This is a genomic window from Bradyrhizobium sp. CCBAU 11386 (genome assembly GCF_028128955.1).
In the GTDB taxonomy this organism is placed as follows: domain Bacteria; phylum Pseudomonadota; class Alphaproteobacteria; order Rhizobiales; family Xanthobacteraceae; genus Bradyrhizobium.
Genome location: NZ_LBKA01000243.1, coordinates 61,015 through 84,607, shown reverse-complemented (window position 1 = coordinate 84,607; position 23,593 = coordinate 61,015). Strand labels below are relative to the sequence as shown.

Genomic DNA, 23,593 nt, shown 5'->3' with positions numbered 1-23,593 from the left:
AGCGTACCCACCGACTTTTACGCCGCGCGGATAGATGGTGGGCACAGCGCTATCGCGCCTTTGCCCACCCTACAGTTTCAAGCGAAAATGGCCGGGGCAAACCCCGGCCATTTCACGCTCATTCGCGACCGCTATCTCAAGTGTTCTTCAGTGCGACGCGGAATTCGGCTTCGGTCTTGGCCTTGACCTCGTCGAGCGAGACGCCGTCGGCGAGCTCGATCAGCGCCATGCCGCCGTCGCCGTGCTTGTCGATGGTGAAGACGGCGAGATCGGTGACGACCATGTCGACCACGCGCTCGCCGGTCAGCGGCAAATTGCACTTCTTCAGGAGCTTTGAGCCGTCCTTGGCGGAATGCTCCATCACCACGACGACGCGCTTGACGCCGGCGACGAGATCCATCGCGCCGCCCATGCCCTTGACCATCTTGCCGGGGATCATCCAGTTGGCGAGATCGCCGTTCTGGGCCACCTGCATGGCGCCGAGGATCGACAGATCCATGTGACCGCCGCGGATCATGCCGAACGAATCCGCGCTCGAGAAATACGAGGTCGAGGGCAGCTCGCTCACCGTCTGCTTGCCGGCATTGATCAGGTCGGCGTCGACCTCGTCCTCATAGGGGAACGGGCCCATACCGAGCATGCCATTCTCGCTCTGGAGGCTGACGTCGACACCATCAGGGATGTAGTTCGAGACCAGCGTCGGGATGCCGATGCCGAGATTGACGTAGTAGCCATCGCGCAGCTCCTTCGCAGCGCGCGCGGCCATCTGTTCACGGGTCCAGGCCATATCGCTCTCCTGATTCTCAAGCTGCCGTGCGCGGGCGGGTGTTGCGGAATTCGATGCGCTTCTTGGCCGTGCCGACCTCGACGATGCGCTTCACGAAAATGCCGGGCGTGTGGATGTGGTCGGGATTGAGTTCACCGGCCGGAACCAGATGCTCGACCTCGGCCACCGTGATCTTGGCGGCGGTCGCCATCATCGGGTTAAAGTTGCGCGCGGTCTTGCGGTAGATGAGGTTGCCGGCGGTATCGCCCTTCCAGGCGTGCACGATGGCGAGGTCGGCGAACAGGCCGCGCTCCATCAGGTACTTTTCGCCGTCGAATTCCTTCACTTCCTTGCCTTCGGCGATCAGCGTGCCGACGCCGGTCTTGGTGTAGAAGGCCGGGATCCCGGCGCCGCCGGCGCGGATGCGCTCGGCCAGCGTGCCCTGGGGATTGAATTCGAGTTCCAGCTCGCCGGCGAGGAATTGCTGGGCGAACAGCTTGTTCTCGCCGACATAGGACGAGATCATCTTCTTGATCTGCCGGGTTTCCAGGAGGCGGCTGAGCCCGATGCCATCGACGCCGGCATTGTTGGAGACGACCGTCAGCCCCTTGACGCCGGACTCCCGGATCGCGTCCGACAGTTCCTCGGCAATGCCGCAGAGGCCGAAGCCGCCCGACATGATCATCATGTTGTCTTTCAGAATGCCGTCGAGCGCCGACTTGGCGTCGGGATAGACCTTGTTCATGCAAAAAACCTCGACTGAACCTTCGGCTTGCGGGCGTCGCGCCTTATTGGCGGCGATTATTAGGCGAAATCGTCCGAAGCCGTCAATGATACGGGGTTCTCCGCGCCGCGGGGCGGTGGTAGAAGCTGCCCACGCCGTGGGCAAGACCGCCCGTGGCCTTGAAAGCGACAAGAAAACCCATCAAGTTGCGGCACTTAACCTAACAGGACTTGGGCGTGGGGCGCGCGGGTTTTCCCGGCCCGCCCTTCTGGCTCCAACGACCAACCCGATCAGGACATGCCATTGACCATGGCCCAAGGAATGAAGCGCCTCGGGACGCCGATCGCGGCGCTGCTCGGCGTCGCGCTGATCGCCCTGATCGCGACCTCCTGGCTCATCAACCGCGACGCGCTGCGCAGGGCCGTGGAAGCGCAGATCCGCGACGTCACCGGGCTCGAGCTCAATGTCGCAGGCCCCATCGACATTTCGGTACTGCCGGCGAGCTACATCTCCTTCCATGACGTCGGCCTGAAGGGCGGCGGCACCAGCGATCCCGCGCTCCGTGTCGACGTGCTCACCGCCAATCTGCGGCTGCTGCCGCTGCTGCTGCAACGGTTCGAGATCGCCGACCTGACGCTGTTGCGGCCGCGCATCCATGTCAGCCTGAAGCCGGACGGCGAGAGCAACTGGACGCCCTTCATCCAGACCATTGCGCGCACCATGAAGCCCGGCGCCGAAAATCAGGTCTCGTTCTCCGAGATCCGGATCCAGGACGGCGTGCTCAATTACGAGGACGCCGTCACGCACGCCACCGAACAGTTCGACGACATCGACCTGTCGCTGGCCTGGCCCTCGATCTCGCGCTCCTTCGCCGCGACCGGCCAGTTCGACTGGCGCGGCGAACGCGTCGACGGCTCGATCAGCTTCGCCGATTTCGTCGCCGCCCTCTCCGGCGACCGTTCCGGCCTGAAGGCGCGGATCGCCAGCGCCCCGCTCAAGCTCGCCTTCGACGGCAGCGTCGCCAACCGCACCAGCCCGATGATGGAAGGCACGCTCACGATCGACAGCCCGTCCTTGCGCAACGCGCTGCGCTGGACCGGCCAGCCGCAGCCCGGCAGCGGCGGCTTCGGCCGTTTCGCGCTGAAGGCGCGCGCCAATGTCGTCGGCGCCTCGATCGCGCTCACCAACGTCAATGTCGAGCTTGACGGCAATGCCGCCGAGGGCGTCATGACCTACGCCAACAACGGCCGGCAGACGCTCCAGGCGACGCTGGCCGCCGACACGCTCGACTTCACGCCCTACATCTCGACCTTCCGCCTGCTCGCGAGCGGCGCGCGCGACTGGAACAGGCAGCTGTTCGATCTCAACGGGCTCTCGACCACCGACCTCGACATGCGCCTGTCGGCGGCGCGGCTGACGGTCGGGCCGTCGAAGCTCGGCCGCACCGCGATCGGCGCCAATTTGCGCAACGGCACGCTGGCGCTCTCGGTGGGCGAGGCCCAGGTCTATGGCGGTATCGCCAAGGGCTCGTTCGGCATCGCGCGCGCCGACACCGTCGCCGACATCAAGGCGCAATTCCAGTTCACCGACGTCGACCTCCAGGCCTGCGCCTCCGAACTGTTCGGCCTCAACAAACTGTCCGGCCGCGGCAACATCAACGTCTCCCTCGTCGCCTCCGGCTCGAGCCCGTTCGGCCTCGTGCAGTCGCTCGACGGCAGCGCCACCGTCACCGGGCACAACGGCGCGATCTCGGGCTTCAATGCCGAACAGCTCCTGAAGCGGCTGGAGCGCCGGCCGCTGTCCGGCGGCGGCAATTTCCGCAACGGCTCGACGCCTTACGACAACCTCACCATCGCGGTGAAATTCTCCGACGGGGTCGCCACCGCCGAGGATATCCGCGTCGAAGGGCCGGCGGCGAAGATCACGATGACCGGCACCGCCTCGGTGCCGACGCGCGAATACGACATGAAGGGCGTGGCCAGCCTCAACAGCGCCTCGGGCTTCGAATTGCCCTTCGTGGTGCAGGGCCCCTGGGATGATCCCCTGATCTTCCCCGATCCGGAAAGCCTGATCCGCCGCTCGCCCGCCTCCGCGCCCCTGCTCGACATGCTCAAGGACCGCAAGGCGGGCGACGCCGTGCGCTCCGCGATCGAGCGCATCACCGGCGGCGGCAAGCGTCCCGCCCCGGCCGACTCGCCGACGGCGGAGAACGCCAAGGAAAACGCCAAGTCCAACTAGAGTGATCGGCGTCGCTCTCTTCGGGTTCAAGCGGCCGATTGCGTCGTCGAAATCCAGCTCTCGTTCTCCTGCACCACTGTTGCTCCGCCGATCGCCGTCCCCGCCGCGACCTCGCGCGTGACGCTCTGCCCCAGTTCACGGGCCAATACTTCGCGATCACAGGCATCCTCCCACAGCGAAATGGTGATGGCCGCGACACAGTTGCTGATCATGCTGGTCAGCGCCCGCGCTTCCGACATGAAGCGGTCGATGCCGACGAGCAGCGCCACGCCGGTCACGGGCAGATCCGGCATGACGGAGAGGGTCGCGACAAGCGCGACGAAGCCGCTGCCGGTGACACCTGCCGCCCCTTTGGACGTCAGCAGCATCAGTCCGAGCATCGCCGCGATCTGCCCCCACGACAGATGAATGTCGCAGGCTTGCGCGATGAAGATGGACGCCAGGGTGAGGTAAATGGCGCTGCCGTCCAGATTGAAGGAATAGCCCATCGGCAACACGAGCCCTGACACGCCTTTCCGGCATCCGAGCTGCTCCAGCTTGCGCAGCGCGCCCGGCAGCGCCGGCTCCGACGACGACGTGCCGAGCACGATCAGCAGCTCTTCCTTGAAGTAGCGGATCGTCTTCCACAGGCTGAAGCCGTTCAGCCGCGCCAGCGTCCCAAGCACGACGACCACGAAGACAGAGCAGGCGATATAGAAGGTCAGAATCAGCAGTCCGAGCGAGCCGATCGATCGGATGCCGTAGCGCCCCACGGTGAACGCCATGGCCCCAAAGGCGCCGAGCGGAGCGAGCTTCATGATGAAGCCGAAGGACACGAACAGCACTTGTGAGAACGACTCGACCGCCTTCGTCACCACAACGCCGCCATCGCCGGCACGGCTCAGGCCAAAGGCGATCAGGATGGAGACGAGCAACACCGGCAGCACTTCGCCATCGGCGAACGCTCCAAAGAAGGAGTGCGGGATGATGTGCAGCATGAAGTCCGCAAATCCGGTCGCACCTGCCTGCTTGGTAAATTTCGCGGCCACCGACGGATCCAGCGTATTGACGGACACATGCATGCCAACGCCCGGCTGGATCAGTGACACGGCGATCAGCCCGGCCAGCAACGCGAGCACGGTCAGCAGGTAGAACAGCGCCATGGATTTCACCAGCGTGCGGCCGACCTCGCGGGAATCGCTGATGCTGTTGATGCCGCTCACGATGGTGCAGAATACGATCGGCGCGATCATCATCTTGACCAGCTTGACGAAGCCGTCGCCAAAGGGCTTCAGCGCGGCGCCGAATTCGGGCCAGAAATGGCCCGTGAGGACACCCAGCATGAGACCGATCAGCACCTGGACGTAGAGAATCCGGTAGAACGGCTTTCGCCGCTCGCTGCTCGCGGACCCAGCCGGCGCTCGCATCTGCATTCTCGTTTCTCCCTTGTGTTATTCTTGAGGTTTAAGAGCAGTCCGGCTTCAGGCCGCCAGCACCAAATGAGGCAGGTGCGATCGACGGGCGAAGACGTGGCCCTCGAAGATTCGCCGGGCCGTCCGCAGCACCCGGGCCACCGGGCCGGGCTCCAGCCGAACCACGAGCTGGCCGGAGGGATGGGCGAGGGTGATCGGCACCGGCGGCGCCAATGGTCCGACCATCTCTGCCGCGATCGTCCCGGGCGTGACGCATGCCGTCGCGATCGCGACGGCGCCGGTCACCGCCAGCGCGTTATGGCAGTCATGCGGCATGAAATACCTGGTGTTCAACGTCGCCTCGCCTCCGCGCGCAATCAGAACCGGCTTCGGAATCACCATTGTCGCGGAATTCGGAAAGCCCATCCGGCATCCGGCCTCGATGCGCAAAGTTTCGAGGCGCGCGCGAAAGCCGCCGTCGGCGAAGTCCGAGGGAGCCTCACGGCCGGTCCACCCCAGATCCGCCGAGCGGACCAGCATGACGGGCATCGCCGCGTCGATGCAGGTCACATCGATCCCTTCGATGCGATCGACCGGTCGTCCGGTGGGCAGGAGACGACCAGTGCGTGCGCCGGCCGCGTTGGGGAACGACAGCTCGATCGGCGCGGCCGTTCCCGGTACGCCGTCGATCCGCGCCTCGCCGTCGTAAGTCACGCGCCCTGCGGGGGTCGGAACGGTCGCGTCAATCAGCTTGCCGGTGTTGACATTGTGGATCCGCACATGGGTGCGATCCGCGGCGGCGGCGACCAGGCCGGCTTCGATTGCGAATGGCCCCACCCCCGCGAGCATGTTTCCGCAGTTCGGGGAGGTATCGACGATGCCTTCACGAACACGCACCTGGGCGAACAGGTAGTCGACATCGGCGCCTGGCACCGATGCCGGTCCAACGATTGCGACCTTGTTGATAACGGCATTGCCGCCGCCGATCCCGTCGATTCCAAGATCGTGCCCCCCTCCCATCACAGATAGCAGGATCGCGTCGCGCAGTTTGGGGTCGGCCGGAAGATCGCGGGCCAGGAAGAACGGCCCGCGCGAGGTGCCCCCGCGCATGACCACACAGGGAATGGCAATCTGATCGTTCATGGAGCTGTTCCGTTCGCGACAACTTCGCTCGATCCGGAGCATCCTCTGACAGAACTCTTTTGTGAAATGCAAATATCTGATGTATTATTCCGATTATCGATACAATGGAGCCTGCCATGAACGCAGAACTTCTCGACCTCAAGGCGTTCATCACCGTGGCGGAGACGGGAAGCTTCGTGCGCACCGCCAGGGCGCTGAACCTGTCGCAGCCGGCGCTGAGCCGACGCATTCAGAAGCTGGAAGAAAGTCTCGGTGCGCCGCTGCTCGAACGCTCGACGCGTCACGTCAATCTCACCATGACCGGCCGTGATTTCCTGCCGAAGGTGCGCCGCCTCATCGACGAGTTCGAGACCTCGGTGCTCGCCATCCACGATATCGGCGCGCGAAGTTCGGGCCTGGTCTCGGTGGCTGCGGTGCCGACAGCGGTGTTCTATTTCCTGCCGCGTGCGATCGGCCGGTTTGCCGAAATGTATCCACGCATTCGCATCCGGATTCTGGACATCGGTGCCAATGAAGGATTGGAAGCGGTCGCGCGCGGAGAAGCCGACTTCGGCATCAATTTCATCGGTGCTTCGCATGCCGAGATCGAATTCGAGAAACTGGTTGAGGATCCCTTCGTCCTGGCCTGCCGTCATGACCATCCGTTGGCATCGCGCAAACGGGTCAGCTGGTCAGAGATTGTGTCGCACCGGGTCATCACCGTCGGTCGCAACAGCGGCAATCGCGCGCTGATCGACAATGCGCTCGCGCGACACGGCCTGCAGCTGAACTGGTCCTATGAGGTCGCTCACCTCTCCGGTTCGCTTGGCCTCGTCGAAGCGGGACTCGGCATCGCCGTGCTGCCGAAGCTTGCGACGCCCGCCGCCGGTCACCCCATCATTCACACTGTTCGGTTGATCGAGCCGGAGGTGTCGCGGACGATCGGAATCGTGCGCAGGCACGGGACCACACTATCTCCTCACGCGAGCCAGTTTCTCAAGATGCTTCTCGAGGCGTGGCACACGCCTTCCGGGGCGCGCGGGCAAGACAAGCCGAAGCCTCCGATCCGCTCAGGCGAACTCGATTCGGCGGGCCTGAAGAGGAAACGCTGATAGCTCGGCAGCGCAGCGCTGCAAGACCGTTCCCCTGTCGAACCGGAAGTTCCTCGGATCAGCCCCGCCGTGTTTTCAGAGGCATTTTGCGTCCTCCGGCCGCAGCACCATGGTGTGGCCAGCCGACTGCGTTGCGTTCAGTCCTCATACCGCTTACAAAGCCGGGCTTCGCCAGTCGCGAGCAGGTACGGATGCACATGGTCAGGCGATCAGAACGCAGAACCCGAATTGATTGCCGCGAATTGATGCGGCGATTGGATCGATGCGCACGTTAAGCATCTCCACAGGCCCCGTCCCCACAACCTAGGTCTGACAACATGCCGCTAGATCGGCTGACGGCCATGCGCTAGTGTTTTATACGACCGGTTAAAAACACCGGCCGTTTGAGGGAGAAAAACGTGAGATCCAAGGTTATTGGCGCAGTCACACTGGCGGTCGCTGCGGCGGGGCTGTTCGCAGCCGCTGCACCCGCATTTGCGCAGCAGAAGACGATTACGGTCTGGTGGGGCAAGGGCTTCTACCGCTCCGAAGACGACGCGCTGATCGAGACGATCAAGAAGTTCGAAGCCAAGACCGGCATCAAGGTCGAATTGTCGCAGTACGCGATCCAGGACATGATTCCGAAGACGGTCGCCGCGCTCGATTCGGGCACCGTGCCGGACGTTGCCTATGCCGACACCTACGACGTGCAGGTGCAGGGCAAGTGGGCCTATGAGGGCAAGCTCGAGGACCTCACCGACATCATGGAGCCGATCAAGGATCGGTTCGTGCAGAACACGCTGGATGCGTCGATCCTCTATAACGACGTCACCAAGAAGAAGGCCTATTACGGCTTCCCGCTCAAGCAGCAGAGCATGCACGTCCAGATCTGGAACGACATGCTGGACAAGGCCGGGTTCAAGCAGAGCGACATCCCGAACGACTGGGAAGGCTACTGGACGTTCTGGTGCGACAAGGTGCAGCCCGCGATCCGCAAGGCCACCGGCCAGCGCATCTACGCCGTCGGCCAGCCGATGGGCGTGGAATCCACCGACGCCTTCCAGTCGTTCTACACCTTCATGGACGCCTACCACGTCAGGCTGGTCGACGACGACGGCAAGCTGCTGGTCGACGATCCCAAGGTCCGCGAGAACCTGATCAAGGCGATGAAGGACTACACCGACACCTACATCAAGGGCTGCACCCCGCCCTCCTCCACAACCTGGAAGGATCCGGACAACAACGTCGCATTCCACAACAAGACCATCGTGATGACCCACAACTTCACGATCTCGATCGCGGCGAAATGGTTCGAGGACTCCAACAACCAGACGCTGACGCCCGAACAGCGCGCGGCCGGCAAGAAGGCGTATGAGGAAGACATCATCACCGCCTCCTTCCCGAAGGCGCCGGACGGCACGACCATCCGCTACCGCTCCGACGTCAAGACCGGGCTGGTCTTCAACGTGGCCAAGAACAAGCCTGAGGCCAAGCAGTTCATCGCCTTCCTGCTCCAGGAAGAGAACGTCCGGCCCTATATCGAGGGTGCGCTTGGCCGCTGGTTCCCGGTGACCAAGGAAAGCCAGGAAAGCCCGTTCTGGCAGGCCGACCGGCATCGCAAGGCGGTCTATGCGCAGTTCAAGGGCGGCACCGCCGCGTTCGACTTCACCAAGAACTGGAAGTTCACCATCCTGAACAACGAAAACGTCTGGGCCAAGGCGATGAACCGCGTGGTCAGCGAGAAGGTGCCGGTGGACAAGGCGGTCGACGAGCTGATCGCCCGCATCAAGCAGGTCGCGGGCTAAATCACCCTTCCCCTCTCCCCGCTTTGCGGGGAGAGGTATAAGAACAACACCGGCCGCGTTTCGCGGCCGGCATCTCTTTGAAGAGTTCGAAAAGAATGGCGATCACGCTCTCTGGCGATCAGGCAATCCCCGCGCCGCCCTTGTCGTCGCGGCTGACCCCGGCGCAGGTCTGGGGCATCGTGCTGCTCGCGCCCTATCTGCTGGTTTTCCTCGCCTTCGTCGTCTATCCCGTCTGCTACGGGCTGTGGCTGGCGCGGGCGCCGGCGAACTATGTCGCGCTCTACAACGACCCGATCTTCGCGCGCGCCGCTGTCAACACGCTGATCTTCCTGGTCATCGGCATCAACATCAAGATGCTGATCGCGCTGTTCCTGTCCGGCTTCTTCGCCCAGCAACGCACCTGGATCAAATGGCTCTCGGTGATCTTCATCCTGCCCTGGGCGGTGCCGTCGATCCCGACCATCCTGTCGGTGCGTTTCATGCTCAATCCCGAATGGGGCGTGATCAACCACCTCATCTTCTCGTTCACCGGTGACGACGGCCCGAACTGGCTGAACGACCCGACGGTGGCGCTGACCATGGCGATCGGCGTCCACATCTGGAAATCGCTGCCGTTCTGGACGCTGATCCTGATCACCGGACGCCTTGCGATACCGCACGATCTGTTCGAGGCCGCCGAGGTGGATGGCGCGAGCTGGTGGCAGAAGTTCCGCTTCATCACCTGGCCGTCGATGCAGACGCTCTATGTCACCTGCACGCTGCTCTCGATGATCTGGACGCTAGGGGACTTCAACAGCGTCTATCTGCTCACTGGCGGCGGCCCGGCTGACCTGACGCATGTGCTGTCGACGCTCGGCATCCGCTATCTCCGGCTCGACCAGCTCTCGCTCGCGATGGCTTCCATCGTCGTCGCGATGCCACTGGTGCTGCCGCTGGTCTATTTCATGATGAAACGGTTGTCGCGATGAAGCTTCCCACCCTCCGCGAAGTTGGCAACGAGGCCAAGCTGCTGCTGATCGGCATCCCGGTCTTCATCTGGACCATGATTCCGATCTACCACATGTTCCTGTTCGCGATCTCACCGAAGGAGGACGCGTTCTCGGGCAAGCTGTGGCCGGATCATCCGACGCTGCACAACTTCCACATTGTGTTCTACCAGGAGCACTATTTCCTGCGCGACTTCTGGATTCAGTTCTGGAATTCGACCGTGATCGCGCTGGCCGCAGGCGGGCTGACCTTGTTCATCGCGACCGCCGCCGCATTCTCAATCTCGCGGCTCAAGGTGCCGGGCGGCCGCTGGGTGATGAACCTGGCGCTGTTCACCTATTTCATCCCGGCGGCGTTCCTCGCCGTGCCGATGTACCGCACCATGGGCAATTACGGCCTCCTGAACAATCACTGGTCGCTGATCCTGGCCATGGTGACGATCGCCTCGCCTTACGCGATCTGGGTGCTTAAACAGGCGTCCGACAAGCTGCCGGTCGAGCTCGACGAGGCCGCCGTGATGGACGGCGCGACCACGCTGCAGCTGTTCCGCCTGGTCTATCTGCCGCTGATGATGCCGTCGCTGGTTGCGATCGGCACCTATGCGGTGCTGCTCGCCTGGAACGAGTATCTCTACGCATTCCTGCTGCTCTCCAAGGACACCAACATCACGCTGCCCGTGGCCCTCGGCAACTTCCTCGCCGCCGACGACTCGCCGTGGGAGCTCTTGATGACCACCGGCTTCATCTACGCGCTGCCGCCGGCCGCGATCTATTACGCCTTCAAGCGCTACATGGTGGGCGGGCTCACGGCGGGTGCGGTGAAGTCCTAGGCGCCCTTCGTCATTGCTGCGAGCGAAGCGAAGCAATCCAGACTGCATCCGCGGAGAGACCCTGGATTGCTTCGTCGCAAGTGCTCCTCGCAATGACGGCAGGGCCTACAGCGGCGCCGCGCTCTCGCCCTGCGAGCTCGACAGCTTCGAAGCCAGCGAGGCGATCACGATGACCACCGCGATCAGGGCGATCACCAGCGTGCAGATCGCGTTGATCTCGGGCTTCACGCCAAGGCGCACCTCCGAATAGATCCGGATCGGCAAGGTCGCCGAGCCGGGACCGGTGGTGAAGCTCGCGATCACGAGATCATCGAGCGACAGCGTGAAGGCGAGCATCCAGCCGGCGACGATCGCGGGCGCAATCAAGGGCAGCGTGACGGCCACGAACGCGCGCACCGGGTTGCAGCCGAGGTCCATCGCCGCCTCCTCCAGCGAGCGGTCGAGCGAGCCGAGGCGGGACTGCACGACCACGGCGACGAAGCACATCGTCAGCGTGGTATGGGCGATCGTCACCGTCCAGAAACCGCGCTCGGCGTTCAGCGCCACGAACAGGAGCAGCAGCGACAATCCGGTGATCACCTCCGGCATCACCAGCGGCGCATAGAGCATGCCGGAGAACAGCGTCCGGCCGCGGAACCTTTCGCCGCGCGACAGCGCCACCGCGGCGAGCGTGCCGAGCAGCGTGGCGATGGTCGCGGAGGAGACCGCGACCCGCAGGCTCATCCAGGCCGCCTCGATCATCGCGCGATCATTGAAGAACTCGTGATACCAGCGCAGCGACCAGCCGCCCCACACCGTCACCAGCCGCGAGGCGTTGAAGGAATAGATGACGAGGATCAGGATCGGCAGATAGAGGAATGCCAGCCCCAGCGCGAGCGAGGCGACATTGAAGCGGGACAGGCGAGAGACCTTGCGCATCGGCTCACCGTCCCTGTTCCAGTTGCCGCTTCTGGAGCCGTTCGTACAGCAACAGCGGCACCAGCAGCACCACCAGCAGCACGATGGCCGCGGCGGACGCGACCGGCCAGTCCTTGTTGGTGAAGAATTCGAGCCACAGGGTCTGGCCGATCATCAGCGAATTGGAGCCGGCCAGGAGGTCGGGGATCACGAACTCGCCGACGATGGGGATGAAGCACAAGAGCACGCCGGCGCCGACGCCGGGCAGCGACAGCGGGAAGGTGACGAGCCAGAACACCTGCCAGGGCGGCGCGCCGAGATCGGAGGCCGCCTCCTCCAGCGCCGGCTCCATCTTGGCGAGCGTGGCATAGAGCGGCAGGATCATGAATGGAAGATAAGAGTAGACGATGCCGATATACATCGCGGTATCGGTGGAGAGCCACACCACCGGCTGGCTGACCAGATGCAGCGCGAGCAGGATCTGATTGAGCAGGCCGTCGTGCTGAAGGATGTTGATCCAGGCATAGATGCGGATCAGGAACGAGGTCCAGAACGGCACGATCACCAGCACCATCGCCACCGCCTGCCAGCGCTTCGGCAACCGCGCCATGCCATAGGCGATGGGATAGCCGATCAGGAGCAGCAGCGCGGTCGCCGTGACCGCGACGGTGAGGCTGCGCACATAGGCGTACACATAGATGTCATCAGAGCCGAGCAGCCTGAAATTGTCGAACGACAGCGCGGCAAAGGCCGCGTTGAGCGATTCCCACCCCGCCGTCAGGTCGAACACCGGCTCGTAAGGCGGCTGCGCGATCGCGGTCTGCGACAGGCTGATCTTCAGCACGAAGCCGAACGGCACCAGGAAGAACAGCACCATCCAGACATAGGGAGCGATCGCGGCAAAGCGCGCCGGTCGCGCGAAGATGCGGCGGGAGCTCATGACGGCAACACCACGCAGTCGTCGGGCGTGAACCAGGCGACGACGTTCTGGTTCACGCTGTAGGCGTCGACGTCGAGGCGCGCGCTGTTGGCCACTGAAGCCTGCACCGTCCCGCCGGTGTCGAGCTTCACCTTGTAGGTGGTGGTGCCGCCGAGATAGCAGATGTCGGCGATCACGCCGTCCAGCCGGTTGATTGCCGTTTCACGGCCGGCCTCGCTCACCGGGCCGCGGCGCGACAGCTTGACCTTCTCGGGACGGATCGCGACCGACAATTTTCCCGCGCCGACCGGCTCGCGCGGCTCGGCCACCACCAGCGTCCCCGCATCACGCGTGCCGATGACCAGACGATGGCCGTCGCGCAATCTGGTCTCGGCGTCGAACAGATTGATGTCGCCGACGAACTCCGCGATCCAGCGCGAGCGCGGCGCCTCGTAGAGCTCGCGGGGGCCAGCGACCTGGGCGAGCTTGCCGGCCTTCATCACGCCGATCCGGCTCGCCATCGTCATCGCCTCCTCCTGATCGTGGGTGACGATGATGAAGGTCATGCCGAGCCGACGCTGGAGCTCCATCAACTCGCCTTGCGTGCTCTCGCGCAGCTTCTTGTCCAGCGCCGCAAGCGGCTCGTCGAGCAGCAGCAGTTGCGGGCGGCGTGCCAAAGCGCGGGCCAGCGCCACGCGCTGACGCTGGCCGCCGGAGAGCTGGTCGGGCTTGCGCTTCTCGAGCCCCTCGAGCTTCACCAGCGCGACCATCTCCGCAACGCGCGTGGCGATGTCGGCGCGCGCCATGCCGGCACGCTTCAGGCCGAAGGCGATGTTGTCGCGCACCGAGAGGTGTGGAAACAACGCGTAGTTCTGGAACATCATGTTGATCGGGCGCTCATGCGGCAGCGCCTGCGCGATGTCCTTGCCGCCGAGCAGGATGCGCCCCTCGTCCGGCGCCTCGAAGCCGGCGAGCATGCGCAGAAGCGTGGTCTTGCCGCAGCCGCTCGGGCCAAGGAGGGCAAAGAACTCGCCGGCCTTGACGTCGAGTGACACGCCGTCCACGGCCCGGAACGTCCCGAACGTCTTGGCGACGCCCTCGATGCGCAGCAAAGGCTGCCCCGCTACGGGAAATGCAGCTCCGGCGGCCGTATCCGCCGCGACGTCCGTTCCGGGCAACTCTTCCGCCATGGTCCCTGCCAACCCCGATTCCGCCGCACGCTAGCGGCCGATCGGCCTTTGCTCAACCGGTTCGGGCCGATCGTTCACATCCGCCATGAACGCGACCAGCGCGTCGCGGACCGCTGCCGGCATGGTCAGGCCGAGCTTGGAGCGGCGCCACAGGATGTCCTCCGGGAAGCGCGCCCATTCGTGGCCCATCAGATAGCGCACCTCAGCACCGGTCAGTTCAGGGCCGAAGGCGGGACCGAGTTCGTCACGGCTCTTTGCCTCGCCGAGCACCATCGGCAGTCGCGAGCCATAGGCCGCAACCAGGCGCTGGGCCTCCGGCTCCGAGAGAAAGCGCCAGCGGTCGCGCGCGAGGTCGACTTCGGTATCGAAACGATCCCAGGCGAAATCTCCGCCGGGCAGCGCCGCTCCGGCGGTCCAGCGCGGCGACATCGGATAGAATGGCGTCAGCCGCGTCACCGCCCGCTCCGCGCGCAGACGCGAGGTGGTGACGTCGCCGCCGAACATCGTGATCAGCGGCGCCTTGCGCCGGCGCGCATGGAACAGCGTCGTGCCGTCGCGTCCTCGCGCGGACGCCAGCGTCAGGTTGACGCCCGAGACCGTGCGGACCACGTCGGTCGGGGCGACGCGCTCGCGGAAATAGCGGCTGGCCGCTTCGCAGAGATAGCTGACGTCGGCGCCCGGCATCGCCACGATGGCGGGATCTCCGGTGAAAGCATGCGTGACCGTGCCGATCAGCGTGAAGTCGCGCTCGAGGGGCCGGGCGAAAATCAGCCGTCCATCATTGTTCTGGAAGACGTAGACGTTCTCGGAATCGAACAGCCGCGGCACGATGATCTGACTCATCTGCATGGCGGCCATGGCGGGCAGCGGCTGCCGCAGCACGGTGTCCGCCACCATCGACGTCCAGCCGCCGGTGGCGTTGGCCAGCGCCCGCGCCGTGATCACGCGGCGGTGGCCGCGATCGACCACCGCGAGCCGCCAGATGTCGGTTCGATCGGCGCGGACGCAGCGCGCTCCGGTCCGGATCGTGGCACCACGCTCGGCGGCATCCAGCGCCGTGAGCACCACCAGGCGGGAATCATCAACGACACAGTCCGAATATTCGAACGCCGTGCCGAACGGACGCTTCAGCGCGTTGCCGACGGGATGATGCGTGATGTCGAGCGTCGCCGTTACAGGCAGGCCGCTCCGGCTCGTCAGGCTGTCATAGAGGAACAGGCCGGCCCGCAGCAGCCATGGCGGACGCTCCTCGGAGTGGGCGGGAATCACGAAGCGCATCGGCCGGACCAGGTGCGGCGCGATCCGGAGCCAGGTCCGGCGCTCGGCGAGAGCCCGGCGCACCCGCCAGAACCCGCGGCGCTCCAGCACCGACAGATCGCCATGGATCAGCCGCGGCGTCGCCGACGAGGCGGCACCGCCGAGATCGCCCTGTTCGAACAGAATGACCCGCAGGCCGCGGCCGGCCGCATCGCGCGCGAGGCTGACACCGTTCAGGCCGCCACCGATGATCGCAAGGTCGTAGTCCGCCATGAAGCCGTCGAGAAGGAGCGAAACGAAGCGCTCTCATCACTAGAGCCATTTCCGTTCCGATGATATCGGAACGCGGCTCTGGATTCCTGTTTTGACGCGTTTTCCTGACGCGAGCCGGTTTCCACTTCGCTCGAAAACGCTCTAGCCGGTCTTGAGCGCAAGCTCCATGGCTTCGGCGCGGCCGACGAGGCCGGCATATTTCCCGATCGGCAGTGGCTTGCCGAGCAGATAGCCCTGCACGCCATCGCAGCCCTCCTTGGCGAGGAAAGCGAGCTGGTCGAGCGTCTCGACGCCCTCGGCGATGATGGACATTTCGAGGCCGTGGCCGAGATCGATCACGGCGCGCACGATCGCCGCCGATTGCGGGTTGCGGCCGAGATTGATGATGAAGGCGCGGTCGATCTTGATCTTGTCGAACGGGAACGCCTGGAGATAGCTCAGCGAGGAATAGCCGCTGCCGAAATCGTCCATGGAGATGCGCACGCCGAGCGCCTTCAGCCGGCGTAGCAGCGCCAGGCCCCGGTCGAAATCCTCGATCAGCACGCCCTCGGTGATCTCGAGCTCGAGCCGGCCGGGCGCGAGGCCGGTTTCGATCAGGATCGAATGGACCAGCCCGACCACGTCGCCGTGCATGAACTGCGCCGGCGACAGATTGACCGCGACCTGGAGCGGCTTCGGCCAGGACGCCGCCTCGCGGCAAGCCTCGCGCAGGATCCACTCGCCCATCTCGACGATCAGGCCGCTCTCCTCGGCGATCGGGATGAATTCGGCCGGCGAGACCTGGCCGCGCACCGGATGCTGCCAGCGCGCCAGCGCTTCGAAGCCGATGATCTCGCTCTCGGCGACGCTATGGCCGGCGGCCCCCTGCGGCTGGAAGGCGAGCGAGAGCTCGCCGTTCTTGATCGCCATCGACAGGTCCTGATGCAGCACGCGGCGATCGCGGATCTGCTGGTCCATCTCCGGCTGGTAGAGGCTGATCGTGCCGCGCGATTTCTGCTTGGCGCGGAACAGCGCTGCACCGGCATTGGCGAGCAGCGAGGCGCCGTCGGCGCCATTGTGCGGGAAGATGGACATGCCGGTGGTGACGCCGGCGCGGACCGGCCGGCCGTCGATCTGGAATTCCCGCGCGACGGCTTCGCCGAGCTGCTGCGCCAGCGCAAGACCCGCCTCCGGCTGCTTGCCGTCGATGATCAGGCCGAACTCGTCGCCGGACAGGCGCGCCACCACGCCGCCGCGCGCGGAGTCCTGGAGCCGCTGGGCCACCTCGATCAGGAGCTTGTCGCCGAGCGCATGGCCGAAGACGTCGTTGACCTCCTTGAGGCCGTCGAGATCGACGCAGAGGACGGCGAACTCCTCGCCGGTGCCTTCGCAGGCCTCGATCATCTGGGTCAGCGCCTGCAGGAAGGCGGCGCGGTTCGGCAGATCGGTGAGACCGTCGTGATAGGCCATGTGCGCCATGCGCGACTCGGTCTGCCGGCGGTCGGTGACGTCTTCGTGGGTCTTGATCAGGTATTGCGGCTCGCCGGCATCGCTGAGCACGGTGGCGCGCCGGGTCAGGAACAGGCGCAGGCCGTCCTTGGTGGAGATCGGATGCTCCTCGGTGATCATCCCGCGCTTCTTGATCGCAGCCTCGTCGCGCGCGATGATCAGCTTGGCTTCCTTGGGATTGAAGATGTCGGACGCGGTCAGGCCCGTGGCTTCCTCGCGCCTGCGGTTGAGGATCGTCTCGGCGCTGCGGTTGGCGAGCAGATAGCGGCCGTCCTTGACCTGCTCGACGATCAGCGCCACCGGGATGTTGTCGACGACGAGCTCGAGGAATTTCTTGGTGCTCTCCAGCTCCTGCGACAGCGAGCGGCGGTCGGTGATGTCCTCGAACACGATCAGCAGGAATTCGGGCTTGTTGTTCTCGTTGCGGACCACGATCCGGATCGAAGCCACCATGCGCCGCGCGCCGCCGCGGTCGACCTCGAACTCGTTGCGGAACTGGCCGTCCGGCGAATTGAGCGCTGCCTGGTCGGTCGCCTCGATGCTGGCCGCCGAGACGGGCGCAAACAACTCGCGCGCGTTCTTGCCGACGACATGGTCCCGCGAGAAACCCCAGAACCGCTCATAGGCGCTGTTGGCGAAGATGTAGCAGCCGTCCTCGATGTTCTTTGCGGCGACGCAGGCCGGCACGTTGTCCAGCACCGTTTCCAGGAACTGCTTGGTCGAGGCGAGCTGTCGCGACAGCCTGCGCTCCTCGCTGACGTCGAGATGCGTCGCCACCGAGCCGCCGTTCGGCAGCACGAAATATTTCACCAGGATGGCGCGGCCATCAGGCAGTTCGGTGATCAGACCGTTGCCGCTTGCCGCCTTCTCGTAGAACTCGTTGTCGGAGATGCCACCGAGGACCCCGCGCTTGCGCCGCAGCTCGAGGATGTCGTAGCCGTCCATGTCGGCCCACAGATCCGACCGTGACAGGCCATAGATCTCGAGATAGCGGTCGTTGCAGAAGATGGTGCGCCGCCGCGCATCGGTCATCACCACGCCCTGGTTGAGACTGTTCATGGCGGAGGAGACGAAGGCGTTGCGCCGCAGCTGCAACCGCCTGGTCCGGCGCAGCGCGGAGTGGATCCACAACGCGATTGCCACGAGGAACGCGCAGACGACGATGCCCCCGATCAGGGCTTCCCAGATCAGGTTGGGATCGAGCCTGTCGAGAGAGCTCGGCGGAGCGAAGCTGTCCGACAGCGCAAAGGCACGCGCAGGCGCGACCGTGCCGGCCAGGCACACGACGGCCTGCACAGCAATCGGCATCGTGCTGTCCGCGTGCCAGTTCTTCTCAGCCATCAGCCACCCGCGATTTCAACGTCGGATTGTCTGGCTTCACGGGTTTGGATCGGGTAAACGCCTGTACGCGCAACAGAAAAATGTGACGTGAAACACGGCAATTGCCCTGACATGATAAATGCTTCCTTAACGGAAAATACCCCCGCGCCGTCGTTCTCAGACTTGATGCCACCAGCGCTTCCAGCGGACCTCCTGCACAACCATGGATAGGGTCGACTGCATCGTCATCGGAGCCGGCGTGGTCGGGCTCGCGGTGGCTCGAAAGCTGGCCCAGGCCGGGCGCGAGGTCATCGTGCTCGAGGAAGCCGAGGCCATCGGCACCATCACGTCCTCGCGCAACAGCGAGGTGATCCATGCCGGCATCTACTACCGCGCCGGAAGCTGGATGGCGCGCATGTGCGTCGGCGGCAAGCACGCGCTCTACCGCTACTGCGCCGAGCGTGGCATCCCGCATAAGAATTGCGGCAAGCTGATCGTCGCGACCAATGCGAAGGAAACCGAGAAGCTGCAATCGATCAAGGCGCACGCCGAGGCCAATGGCGTGCTCGACATGCAGTTGCTCACGGGCGAGGCCGCACGCGCGCTGGAGCCGGCGCTCGCCTGCGACGCCGCGCTGCTCTCGCCCTCGACCGGCATCATCGACAGCCACGCCTACATGCTCTCGCTGCGCGGTGAGGCCGAGGAAGCCGGCGCGGCTTTCGCGTTTCATACCCCGCTGATCCGCGCCAAGGCGGCCGCCGGCGTGATCGAGGTCGAAGCCGGCGGCGAGGCGCCGATGGCGCTGCAATGCAGCCTCCTCGTCAACGCTGCGGGCCTCGCGGCGACAACGGTGGCGCGCAACATCGACGGCATGCCGCTGGACCGGATTCCGCCGGCCTATCTCGCCAAGGGAAATTACTTCAGCTGCAATGCCAAGGCGCCGTTCTCGCACCTGATCTATCCAGTGCCCGAGCCCGGCGGCCTCGGCGTGCATCTGACGCTGGACATGGCGGGGCAGGCGCGTTTCGGCCCCGACGTCGAGTGGATCGAGACGATCAACTACGAGGTCGATCCGTCACGCGCCGATCGCTTCTATCCGGCAATCCGGAGATACTGGCCGACGCTGCCTGACGGCGCGCTGATGCCGAGCTATTCGGGCATCCGCCCGAAGATCGTGCCGCCGGCGGTCGCCACGCAGGATTTCCTGATGCAGGGCCCGCGCGATCACGGCGTCGCGGGTCTGATCAACCTGTTCGGTATCGAATCGCCGGGACTGACGTCCTCGCTCGCGATCGCGGATCACGTCGCCGAGCTCGCAGGAATCTAGGGCGCCGCGCAAATGTCCTTGCGCGGTTTTGCACCTTCCAACAGGGATGAGCGCAACGGCTCTCACCCCTGCCTGAAGGGGTACGATCAAACTTTACACTGTTACGGGGTTTACTAGTGAAGCGTGTCGCCAGTTTGCTTCAGACGCTCGATCTGGTCCTTGACCATCAACTTCCGGCGCTTCAACTCAACAATTTGCAGGTCGTCTGTTGAAAGGTGCACGAGAGCTTCGTGCAATTCGTTTTCGAGAGTTTTGTGCTTCCGTTCCAATTCAACCAGATGTGCCTGAATTGTCATTCGAAACCTCCTCGGTAGGGGTGACCTTGGATTCGATCCGGACAAGCAAGTGTACATCACCGATTCGTCCTGTCGATGGATATCCGTCGTCGCAATGTCATTTTTGAAAATTCATATGTAACGAAGCGTGAGTAAGGAACCACGCTGGAAAAATCCATGATATCAATGCGCTTGCGCAGCGCCGCAGCGAACCGTCGAAATATCTTGCGAGAGATCGGTGAGCGACGGCCCGAGATCGCTTGCGGTCACGGCGCGCAAGGACGATAATTTCCACAGGGCATCCACAGCCTTAATCTCACGCCTACCGGTTTTTCGGCCACCGCAGACATGACCCATGAAGACGAGCGCGAACTCGAAGCCGAGCTCGCCCGGTTGCAGCAGGAACACCGAGATCTCGATGCAGCGATCGATGCCCTGCATCAATCGCCTGCCCCCGACCTATTGCGGTTACAGCGGCTGAAGAAGCGCAAGCTGTTGTTGCGCGACCGCATCGCCTTCATCGAAGACCAGATCACACCTGACATCATCGCCTAATCCCCAGCGGGCTTTTCGCGGCAGGGCGCCGCAGGTGAATCCGCTTGACTCCAAAAGAACAAAATAGGAACATTCCAATATCCAACGCCCCCAGGAAACGCCCAAAGAAACGCCCAAGGAACCAGCAAGGACAACGCAGATGTCGGCAACCGCCCTTTTGGACAACAGCCATTATGAACAGGCCTGCGATCAGGCGATCGCGATGTGCGACGGCAATCTGCGCAGCACCATCAAGGCGCTGATCATGGCCAACGAATATCTGGAGGCGGAGCTCGAGGAATTGCAGGCGGCGATTTCAGCCGGCTGCATTCCGGAGACCTCTCGCAGCAAGGCGCGGAGCAGCGCCGCCTGATGTTGATGACCGGAGCAACGCCATGTCGGACGTCACCTACTACGTTGCAATGCCCTTCCTGATCGATGACGACGGATCACCGGTCGCCGGCGCGGCGGAGGAATGTCAGTCCTCGACGGCCGCGCTGCGGCGCGCCGAGATTCTGGCGCGCGGTGCCGGCCACATCGGCGCGGTCGCATTTTGCCGCAGCGGAGATCCCATGACCGGCGAATTCGGCGACGCTACGCTGCTGCGCAAATTCGGCAACGTGCCGGAAGATCTGGCCGCGTTGTAGAGTCAGTTGCCGACCAGCCTGATCCGCGGCTCGTGCCGCCGGCGCGCCTTGCGCACATACATTGCGGCATCCGCCTCCTCCAGGGCGTGACCCGCGTCGGAGTGCGCCCCCAGCAACGCGACGCCGGCAGAGGCGCCCGCAGTCACATGCTGGCCGCGGAAGACGAAGGATAATTCGTCGATCGTCTGCTCGAAGACCGCGGCCTTCGCCTTGGCATCGGCCTCGTTGAGATTCCACAGCAGCAGCGCGAACTCGTCGCCGCCGAGCCGGCCGACCACGTCGGAGGCGCGGACCTGCCGCGTCAGCGCGCCGACGATCGCCTTGAGCACCTCGTCGCCGGCGGCGTGGCCGAAGGAATCGTTGATCGGCTTCAGCCGATCGACATCGAGCACGATCAGCGCGCCGCTGGCGCGATAGCGCTTCATGTAGGCAATGGCGCGCGTGAGCTCGCGCTCGAAGCCGCGCCGGTTCGGAATCTCGAGCAGGAAATCGGTGTCGGCGGCCGCCTCGAGTTCGGCAACGCGCTGCAAGGCCTGCTTGAGCTTGGTCCGCAGGCCGCGGATGACCTTGGCGCCGTCGTTGCCCCCATCATCGGCCGACGCTCTGCGCCGCAGCGCCTTGACCCCACGCCTGACTGAACGCTTGGGGGCGGCTTTGGATCGGCTGGCACTGGTCTTCCGGCCCTTTTTGGCCTTCGCAGCGCTTGCCCTTTTTGGTTTCTTCATGGGCATCCTGCTCAATGAAGGCTTGCGGGGATTCACCAAGACAGGATAGTGCATTCCCTTCTCCTTGCCACCGCCTTGCGAGCCGCCGGCCGGAACCGTTAATCTGGCCTATGTTTCTGTTTTCCCGAGCACAATTAACGTCATGACCGCGCCGATCGCCATCATCATGGGAAGCCAGTCGGACTGGGACACGATGCGGCATGCCGCCGACACGCTTGAGGCGCTCGGCGTTGCCGCCGAGACCCGCATCGTTTCGGCCCACCGCACCCCCGACCGGCTGGTCGCTTTCGCCAAGGGCGCCAAGGCGGCTGGCTACAAGATCATCATCGCCGGCGCGGGCGGCGCTGCACATTTACCGGGCATGGCGGCGGCGCTGACGGAACTCCCCGTCTTCGGCGTTCCCGTCGAATCGAAGACGCTCAAGGGCGTCGATTCGCTCTATTCGATCGTGCAGATGCCCGCGGGCATCCCGGTCGGCACCCTTGCCATCGGCAAGGCCGGCGCGATCAACGCGGCGCTGCTCGCTGCCGCCGTGCTGGCATTGACCGACCCGGCCTTGTCCGACCGCCTCGCCGCCTGGCGCAAGGCGCAGACCGAGGCGGTTGCCGAGCGCCCGGAGGACAAGGCGTGACTGACGCAAAGCAGGTGAAGCTGAAGCCCGGCGACACCATCGGAATCCTCGGCGGCGGACAATTGGGGCGGATGCTGGCGATGGCCGCGGCGCGGCTCGGCCTGCGCTGCCAGGTGTTCTCGCCCGATCCCGACTCGCCGGCCTTCGACGTCGTGCTGAACGCGACCTGCGCCGAATATGCCGACGTCGAGGCGCTCGAGCTGTTCGCCAACGACGTCGACGTCATCACCTACGAATTCGAGAACGTGCCGGCCGCCGCCGCGATGGTGCTGGATGCACGCCGCCCCGTGCTGCCCAACCGCAAGATCCTGGAGACGACCCAGGACCGTCTCGCCGAGAAGGATTTCGTGACGCGGCTCGGCATCGGCACCGCACCCTATGCCGACGTCACCTCCGTCCCCTCGTTGCGCGAGGCGATTGTAAGGATCGGTCTTCCGGCCGTGCTGAAGACCCGCCGCTTCGGCTATGACGGCAAGGGCCAGGCCATCATCCGCGAGGGCGACGACATCGCCAAGGTCTGGACCAGCCTCGCCACCAAATCGGCGATCCTGGAGGCCTTCGTGCCGTTCGAGCGCGAGATCTCCGTGATCGCCGCGCGCTCGGCCGCGGGCCAGGTGGAGTGTTTCGACGTCACCGAGAACGAGCACCGCGACCACATCCTGAAGATATCGCGCGCGCCCGCGCCGATCCCGGACGCGCTCGCCGAAGAAGCGCGCAGCATCGCGGGCAAGATCGCAAGCGCGCTCGACTATGTCGGCGTTCTGGCGGTGGAGATGTTCGTGCTTGCCAATGGCACCGGACCGAAGGTGCTGGTCAACGAGATCGCCCCGCGTGTGCACAATTCCGGACACTGGACTCTCGACGGTGCCTCCATCTCGCAGTTCGAGCAGCACATCCGCGCCATCGCAGGCTGGCCGCTCGGCAAGCCGGTGCGCCACGGCGAGATCGTCACCATGACCAACCTGATCGGCGACGAGATCAACGACTACGAGAAGTGGCTGAGCGTTCCGGGCGCGACCATCCACATCTACGGCAAGGGCGGACCGCGCCCCGGCCGCAAGATGGGCCATGTCACCGAAGTCCGGCCGCCCCAGGAAAAGTGACGGGACCGCGGCAACCGCCGCGATCCCGTTTGCCGACTAGATTTGTTTTGACGC

General features: G+C 64.5%; 22 protein-coding genes. 11 read left to right on the top strand and 11 right to left on the bottom strand.

Annotated elements, in window-relative coordinates; translation table 11 throughout:
* Positions 1 to 136: 136 nt before the first annotated feature.
* Positions 137 to 787 (bottom strand): 3-oxoacid CoA-transferase subunit B, encoded by a 651-nt coding sequence (locus XI09_RS28145; RefSeq protein WP_092186874.1) that lies wholly within the window; start codon positions 785 to 787, stop codon positions 137 to 139.
* Between the two features lie 16 nt (positions 788 to 803).
* The gene (locus XI09_RS28140) at positions 804 to 1,511 is read right to left on the bottom strand and encodes a CoA transferase subunit A (protein ID WP_011089830.1); all 708 of its coding nucleotides are present in this window, start codon (positions 1,509 to 1,511) and stop codon (positions 804 to 806) included.
* 288 nt (positions 1,512 to 1,799) lie between these two features.
* On the opposite strand from XI09_RS28140, the gene XI09_RS28135 reads away from it, so the two are divergent.
* Positions 1,800 to 3,728, top strand: coding sequence for an AsmA family protein (locus XI09_RS28135; protein ID WP_271569753.1), 1,929 nt, complete (start codon positions 1,800 to 1,802; stop codon positions 3,726 to 3,728).
* 26 nt (positions 3,729 to 3,754) lie between these two features.
* Here XI09_RS28135 and dctA read toward each other — a convergent pair whose 3' ends face one another.
* Both dctA and XI09_RS28125 read right to left on the bottom strand, forming a co-directional pair.
* Positions 3,755 to 5,134: a C4-dicarboxylate transporter DctA gene (gene dctA / locus XI09_RS28130; RefSeq protein ID WP_333939137.1), complete on the bottom strand. Its 1,380-nt coding sequence runs from the start codon at positions 5,132 to 5,134 to the stop codon at positions 3,755 to 3,757.
* A gap of 54 nt (positions 5,135 to 5,188) precedes the next feature.
* The gene (locus XI09_RS28125) at positions 5,189 to 6,262 is read right to left on the bottom strand and encodes a 4-oxalomesaconate tautomerase (RefSeq protein WP_271569726.1); all 1,074 of its coding nucleotides are present in this window, start codon (positions 6,260 to 6,262) and stop codon (positions 5,189 to 5,191) included.
* A 116-nt stretch (positions 6,263 to 6,378) separates the two neighbouring features.
* Here XI09_RS28125 and XI09_RS28120 point away from each other — a divergent pair, with 116 nt between their 5' ends.
* The 4 genes from XI09_RS28120 to XI09_RS28105 all read left to right on the top strand — a co-directional run bounded on the left by XI09_RS28120 (position 6,379) and on the right by XI09_RS28105 (position 10,953).
* On the top strand, positions 6,379 to 7,353 hold the full coding sequence (locus tag XI09_RS28120; RefSeq protein WP_271569725.1) for a LysR family transcriptional regulator: 975 nt from the start codon (positions 6,379 to 6,381) through the stop codon (positions 7,351 to 7,353).
* Positions 7,354 to 7,751: 398 nt separating this feature from the next.
* Complete coding sequence (locus tag XI09_RS28115; protein ID WP_135177107.1) at positions 7,752 to 9,137, top strand: ABC transporter substrate-binding protein; 1,386 nt, start codon at positions 7,752 to 7,754, stop codon at positions 9,135 to 9,137.
* A gap of 95 nt (positions 9,138 to 9,232) precedes the next feature.
* On the top strand, positions 9,233 to 10,105 hold the full coding sequence (locus tag XI09_RS28110) for a carbohydrate ABC transporter permease (RefSeq protein ID WP_027545529.1): 873 nt from the start codon (positions 9,233 to 9,235) through the stop codon (positions 10,103 to 10,105).
* Positions 10,102 to 10,953, top strand: coding sequence for a carbohydrate ABC transporter permease (locus tag XI09_RS28105; protein ID WP_271569724.1), 852 nt, complete (start codon positions 10,102 to 10,104; stop codon positions 10,951 to 10,953). The genes XI09_RS28110 and XI09_RS28105 overlap by 4 nt, the downstream gene beginning before the upstream one ends.
* A gap of 105 nt (positions 10,954 to 11,058) precedes the next feature.
* Here the strand turns inward: XI09_RS28105 and XI09_RS28100 are convergent, their stop codons facing one another.
* From XI09_RS28100 to XI09_RS28080, 5 genes are all read right to left on the bottom strand, one after another.
* Complete coding sequence (locus tag XI09_RS28100; RefSeq protein WP_271569723.1) at positions 11,059 to 11,871, bottom strand: ABC transporter permease; 813 nt, start codon at positions 11,869 to 11,871, stop codon at positions 11,059 to 11,061.
* A gap of 4 nt (positions 11,872 to 11,875) precedes the next feature.
* Positions 11,876 to 12,790, bottom strand: a complete 915-nt coding sequence (locus XI09_RS28095; RefSeq protein ID WP_271569722.1) for an ABC transporter permease — start codon at positions 12,788 to 12,790, stop codon at positions 11,876 to 11,878.
* Positions 12,787 to 13,959 (bottom strand): ABC transporter ATP-binding protein, encoded by a 1,173-nt coding sequence (locus XI09_RS28090; protein WP_271569721.1) that lies wholly within the window; start codon positions 13,957 to 13,959, stop codon positions 12,787 to 12,789. Before XI09_RS28090 ends, XI09_RS28095 begins: the two co-directional genes overlap by 4 nt.
* 30 nt (positions 13,960 to 13,989) lie before the next feature.
* A complete protein-coding gene (locus tag XI09_RS28085; RefSeq protein WP_271569720.1) occupies positions 13,990 to 15,489 on the bottom strand; it encodes a glycerol-3-phosphate dehydrogenase in 1,500 nt (499 codons plus the stop codon).
* Positions 15,490 to 15,630: 141 nt separating this feature from the next.
* Positions 15,631 to 18,318 (bottom strand): sensor domain-containing protein, encoded by a 2,688-nt coding sequence (locus XI09_RS28080; protein ID WP_271569719.1) that lies wholly within the window; start codon positions 18,316 to 18,318, stop codon positions 15,631 to 15,633.
* Positions 18,319 to 18,520: 202 nt separating this feature from the next.
* Here XI09_RS28080 and XI09_RS28075 point away from each other — a divergent pair, with 202 nt between their 5' ends.
* Entirely contained in the window at positions 18,521 to 19,624 is a 1,104-nt protein-coding gene (locus XI09_RS28075; protein WP_271569718.1) for an NAD(P)/FAD-dependent oxidoreductase, read from the top strand.
* A gap of 113 nt (positions 19,625 to 19,737) precedes the next feature.
* On the opposite strand, the gene XI09_RS28070 is transcribed toward XI09_RS28075, so the two are convergent.
* On the bottom strand, positions 19,738 to 19,920 hold the full coding sequence (locus XI09_RS28070; protein WP_057757317.1) for a YdcH family protein: 183 nt from the start codon (positions 19,918 to 19,920) through the stop codon (positions 19,738 to 19,740).
* Positions 19,921 to 20,247: 327 nt separating this feature from the next.
* Between XI09_RS28070 and XI09_RS28065 the strand changes: the two genes are divergently transcribed.
* The 3 genes from XI09_RS28065 to XI09_RS28055 all read left to right on the top strand — a co-directional run bounded on the left by XI09_RS28065 (position 20,248) and on the right by XI09_RS28055 (position 21,080).
* Positions 20,248 to 20,454: a YdcH family protein gene (locus tag XI09_RS28065; protein WP_027545541.1), complete on the top strand. Its 207-nt coding sequence runs from the start codon at positions 20,248 to 20,250 to the stop codon at positions 20,452 to 20,454.
* Between the two features lie 139 nt (positions 20,455 to 20,593).
* Complete coding sequence (locus XI09_RS28060; RefSeq protein WP_027545542.1) at positions 20,594 to 20,806, top strand: hypothetical protein; 213 nt, start codon at positions 20,594 to 20,596, stop codon at positions 20,804 to 20,806.
* 22 nt (positions 20,807 to 20,828) lie between these two features.
* Positions 20,829 to 21,080, top strand: a complete 252-nt coding sequence (locus tag XI09_RS28055; protein WP_271569717.1) for a hypothetical protein — start codon at positions 20,829 to 20,831, stop codon at positions 21,078 to 21,080.
* 2 nt (positions 21,081 to 21,082) lie between these two features.
* Here XI09_RS28055 and XI09_RS28050 read toward each other — a convergent pair whose 3' ends face one another.
* Positions 21,083 to 21,805, bottom strand: a complete 723-nt coding sequence (locus XI09_RS28050) for a GGDEF domain-containing protein (RefSeq protein WP_271569716.1) — start codon at positions 21,803 to 21,805, stop codon at positions 21,083 to 21,085.
* 142 nt (positions 21,806 to 21,947) lie between these two features.
* Here XI09_RS28050 and purE point away from each other — a divergent pair, with 142 nt between their 5' ends.
* Together purE and XI09_RS28040 are read left to right on the top strand one after the other, a co-directional pair.
* Positions 21,948 to 22,436, top strand: coding sequence for a 5-(carboxyamino)imidazole ribonucleotide mutase (gene purE / locus XI09_RS28045; protein WP_271569715.1), 489 nt, complete (start codon positions 21,948 to 21,950; stop codon positions 22,434 to 22,436).
* On the top strand, positions 22,433 to 23,539 hold the full coding sequence (locus XI09_RS28040; protein ID WP_271569714.1) for a 5-(carboxyamino)imidazole ribonucleotide synthase: 1,107 nt from the start codon (positions 22,433 to 22,435) through the stop codon (positions 23,537 to 23,539). Before purE ends, XI09_RS28040 begins: the two co-directional genes overlap by 4 nt.
* The last annotated feature ends 54 nt before the right edge of the window (positions 23,540 to 23,593 follow it).

Bases quoted from the DNA above. Each gene is read 5' to 3' on its own strand.
- XI09_RS28145 (WP_092186874.1), bottom strand. From the start codon at position 787: ATGGCCTGGACCCGTGAACAGATGGCCGCGCGCGCTGCGAAGGAGCTG.
- XI09_RS28140 (WP_011089830.1), bottom strand. From the start codon at position 1,511: ATGAACAAGGTCTATCCCGACGCCAAGTCGGCGCTCGACGGCATTCTG.
- XI09_RS28135 (WP_271569753.1), top strand. From the start codon at position 1,800: ATGGCCCAAGGAATGAAGCGCCTCGGGACGCCGATCGCGGCGCTGCTC.
- dctA (WP_333939137.1), bottom strand. From the start codon at position 5,134: ATGCGAGCGCCGGCTGGGTCCGCGAGCAGCGAGCGGCGAAAGCCGTTC.
- XI09_RS28125 (WP_271569726.1), bottom strand. From the start codon at position 6,262: ATGAACGATCAGATTGCCATTCCCTGTGTGGTCATGCGCGGGGGCACC.
- XI09_RS28120 (WP_271569725.1), top strand. From the start codon at position 6,379: ATGAACGCAGAACTTCTCGACCTCAAGGCGTTCATCACCGTGGCGGAG.
- XI09_RS28110 (WP_027545529.1), top strand. From the start codon at position 9,233: ATGGCGATCACGCTCTCTGGCGATCAGGCAATCCCCGCGCCGCCCTTG.
- XI09_RS28105 (WP_271569724.1), top strand. From the start codon at position 10,102: ATGAAGCTTCCCACCCTCCGCGAAGTTGGCAACGAGGCCAAGCTGCTG.
- XI09_RS28100 (WP_271569723.1), bottom strand. From the start codon at position 11,871: ATGCGCAAGGTCTCTCGCCTGTCCCGCTTCAATGTCGCCTCGCTCGCG.
- XI09_RS28095 (WP_271569722.1), bottom strand. From the start codon at position 12,790: ATGAGCTCCCGCCGCATCTTCGCGCGACCGGCGCGCTTTGCCGCGATC.
- XI09_RS28090 (WP_271569721.1), bottom strand. From the start codon at position 13,959: ATGGCGGAAGAGTTGCCCGGAACGGACGTCGCGGCGGATACGGCCGCC.
- XI09_RS28085 (WP_271569720.1), bottom strand. From the start codon at position 15,489: ATGGCGGACTACGACCTTGCGATCATCGGTGGCGGCCTGAACGGTGTC.
- XI09_RS28080 (WP_271569719.1), bottom strand. From the start codon at position 18,318: ATGGCTGAGAAGAACTGGCACGCGGACAGCACGATGCCGATTGCTGTG.
- XI09_RS28075 (WP_271569718.1), top strand. From the start codon at position 18,521: ATGGATAGGGTCGACTGCATCGTCATCGGAGCCGGCGTGGTCGGGCTC.
- XI09_RS28070 (WP_057757317.1), bottom strand. From the start codon at position 19,920: ATGACAATTCAGGCACATCTGGTTGAATTGGAACGGAAGCACAAAACT.
- XI09_RS28065 (WP_027545541.1), top strand. From the start codon at position 20,248: ATGACCCATGAAGACGAGCGCGAACTCGAAGCCGAGCTCGCCCGGTTG.
- XI09_RS28060 (WP_027545542.1), top strand. From the start codon at position 20,594: ATGTCGGCAACCGCCCTTTTGGACAACAGCCATTATGAACAGGCCTGC.
- XI09_RS28055 (WP_271569717.1), top strand. From the start codon at position 20,829: ATGTCGGACGTCACCTACTACGTTGCAATGCCCTTCCTGATCGATGAC.
- XI09_RS28050 (WP_271569716.1), bottom strand. From the start codon at position 21,805: ATGAAGAAACCAAAAAGGGCAAGCGCTGCGAAGGCCAAAAAGGGCCGG.
- purE (WP_271569715.1), top strand. From the start codon at position 21,948: ATGACCGCGCCGATCGCCATCATCATGGGAAGCCAGTCGGACTGGGAC.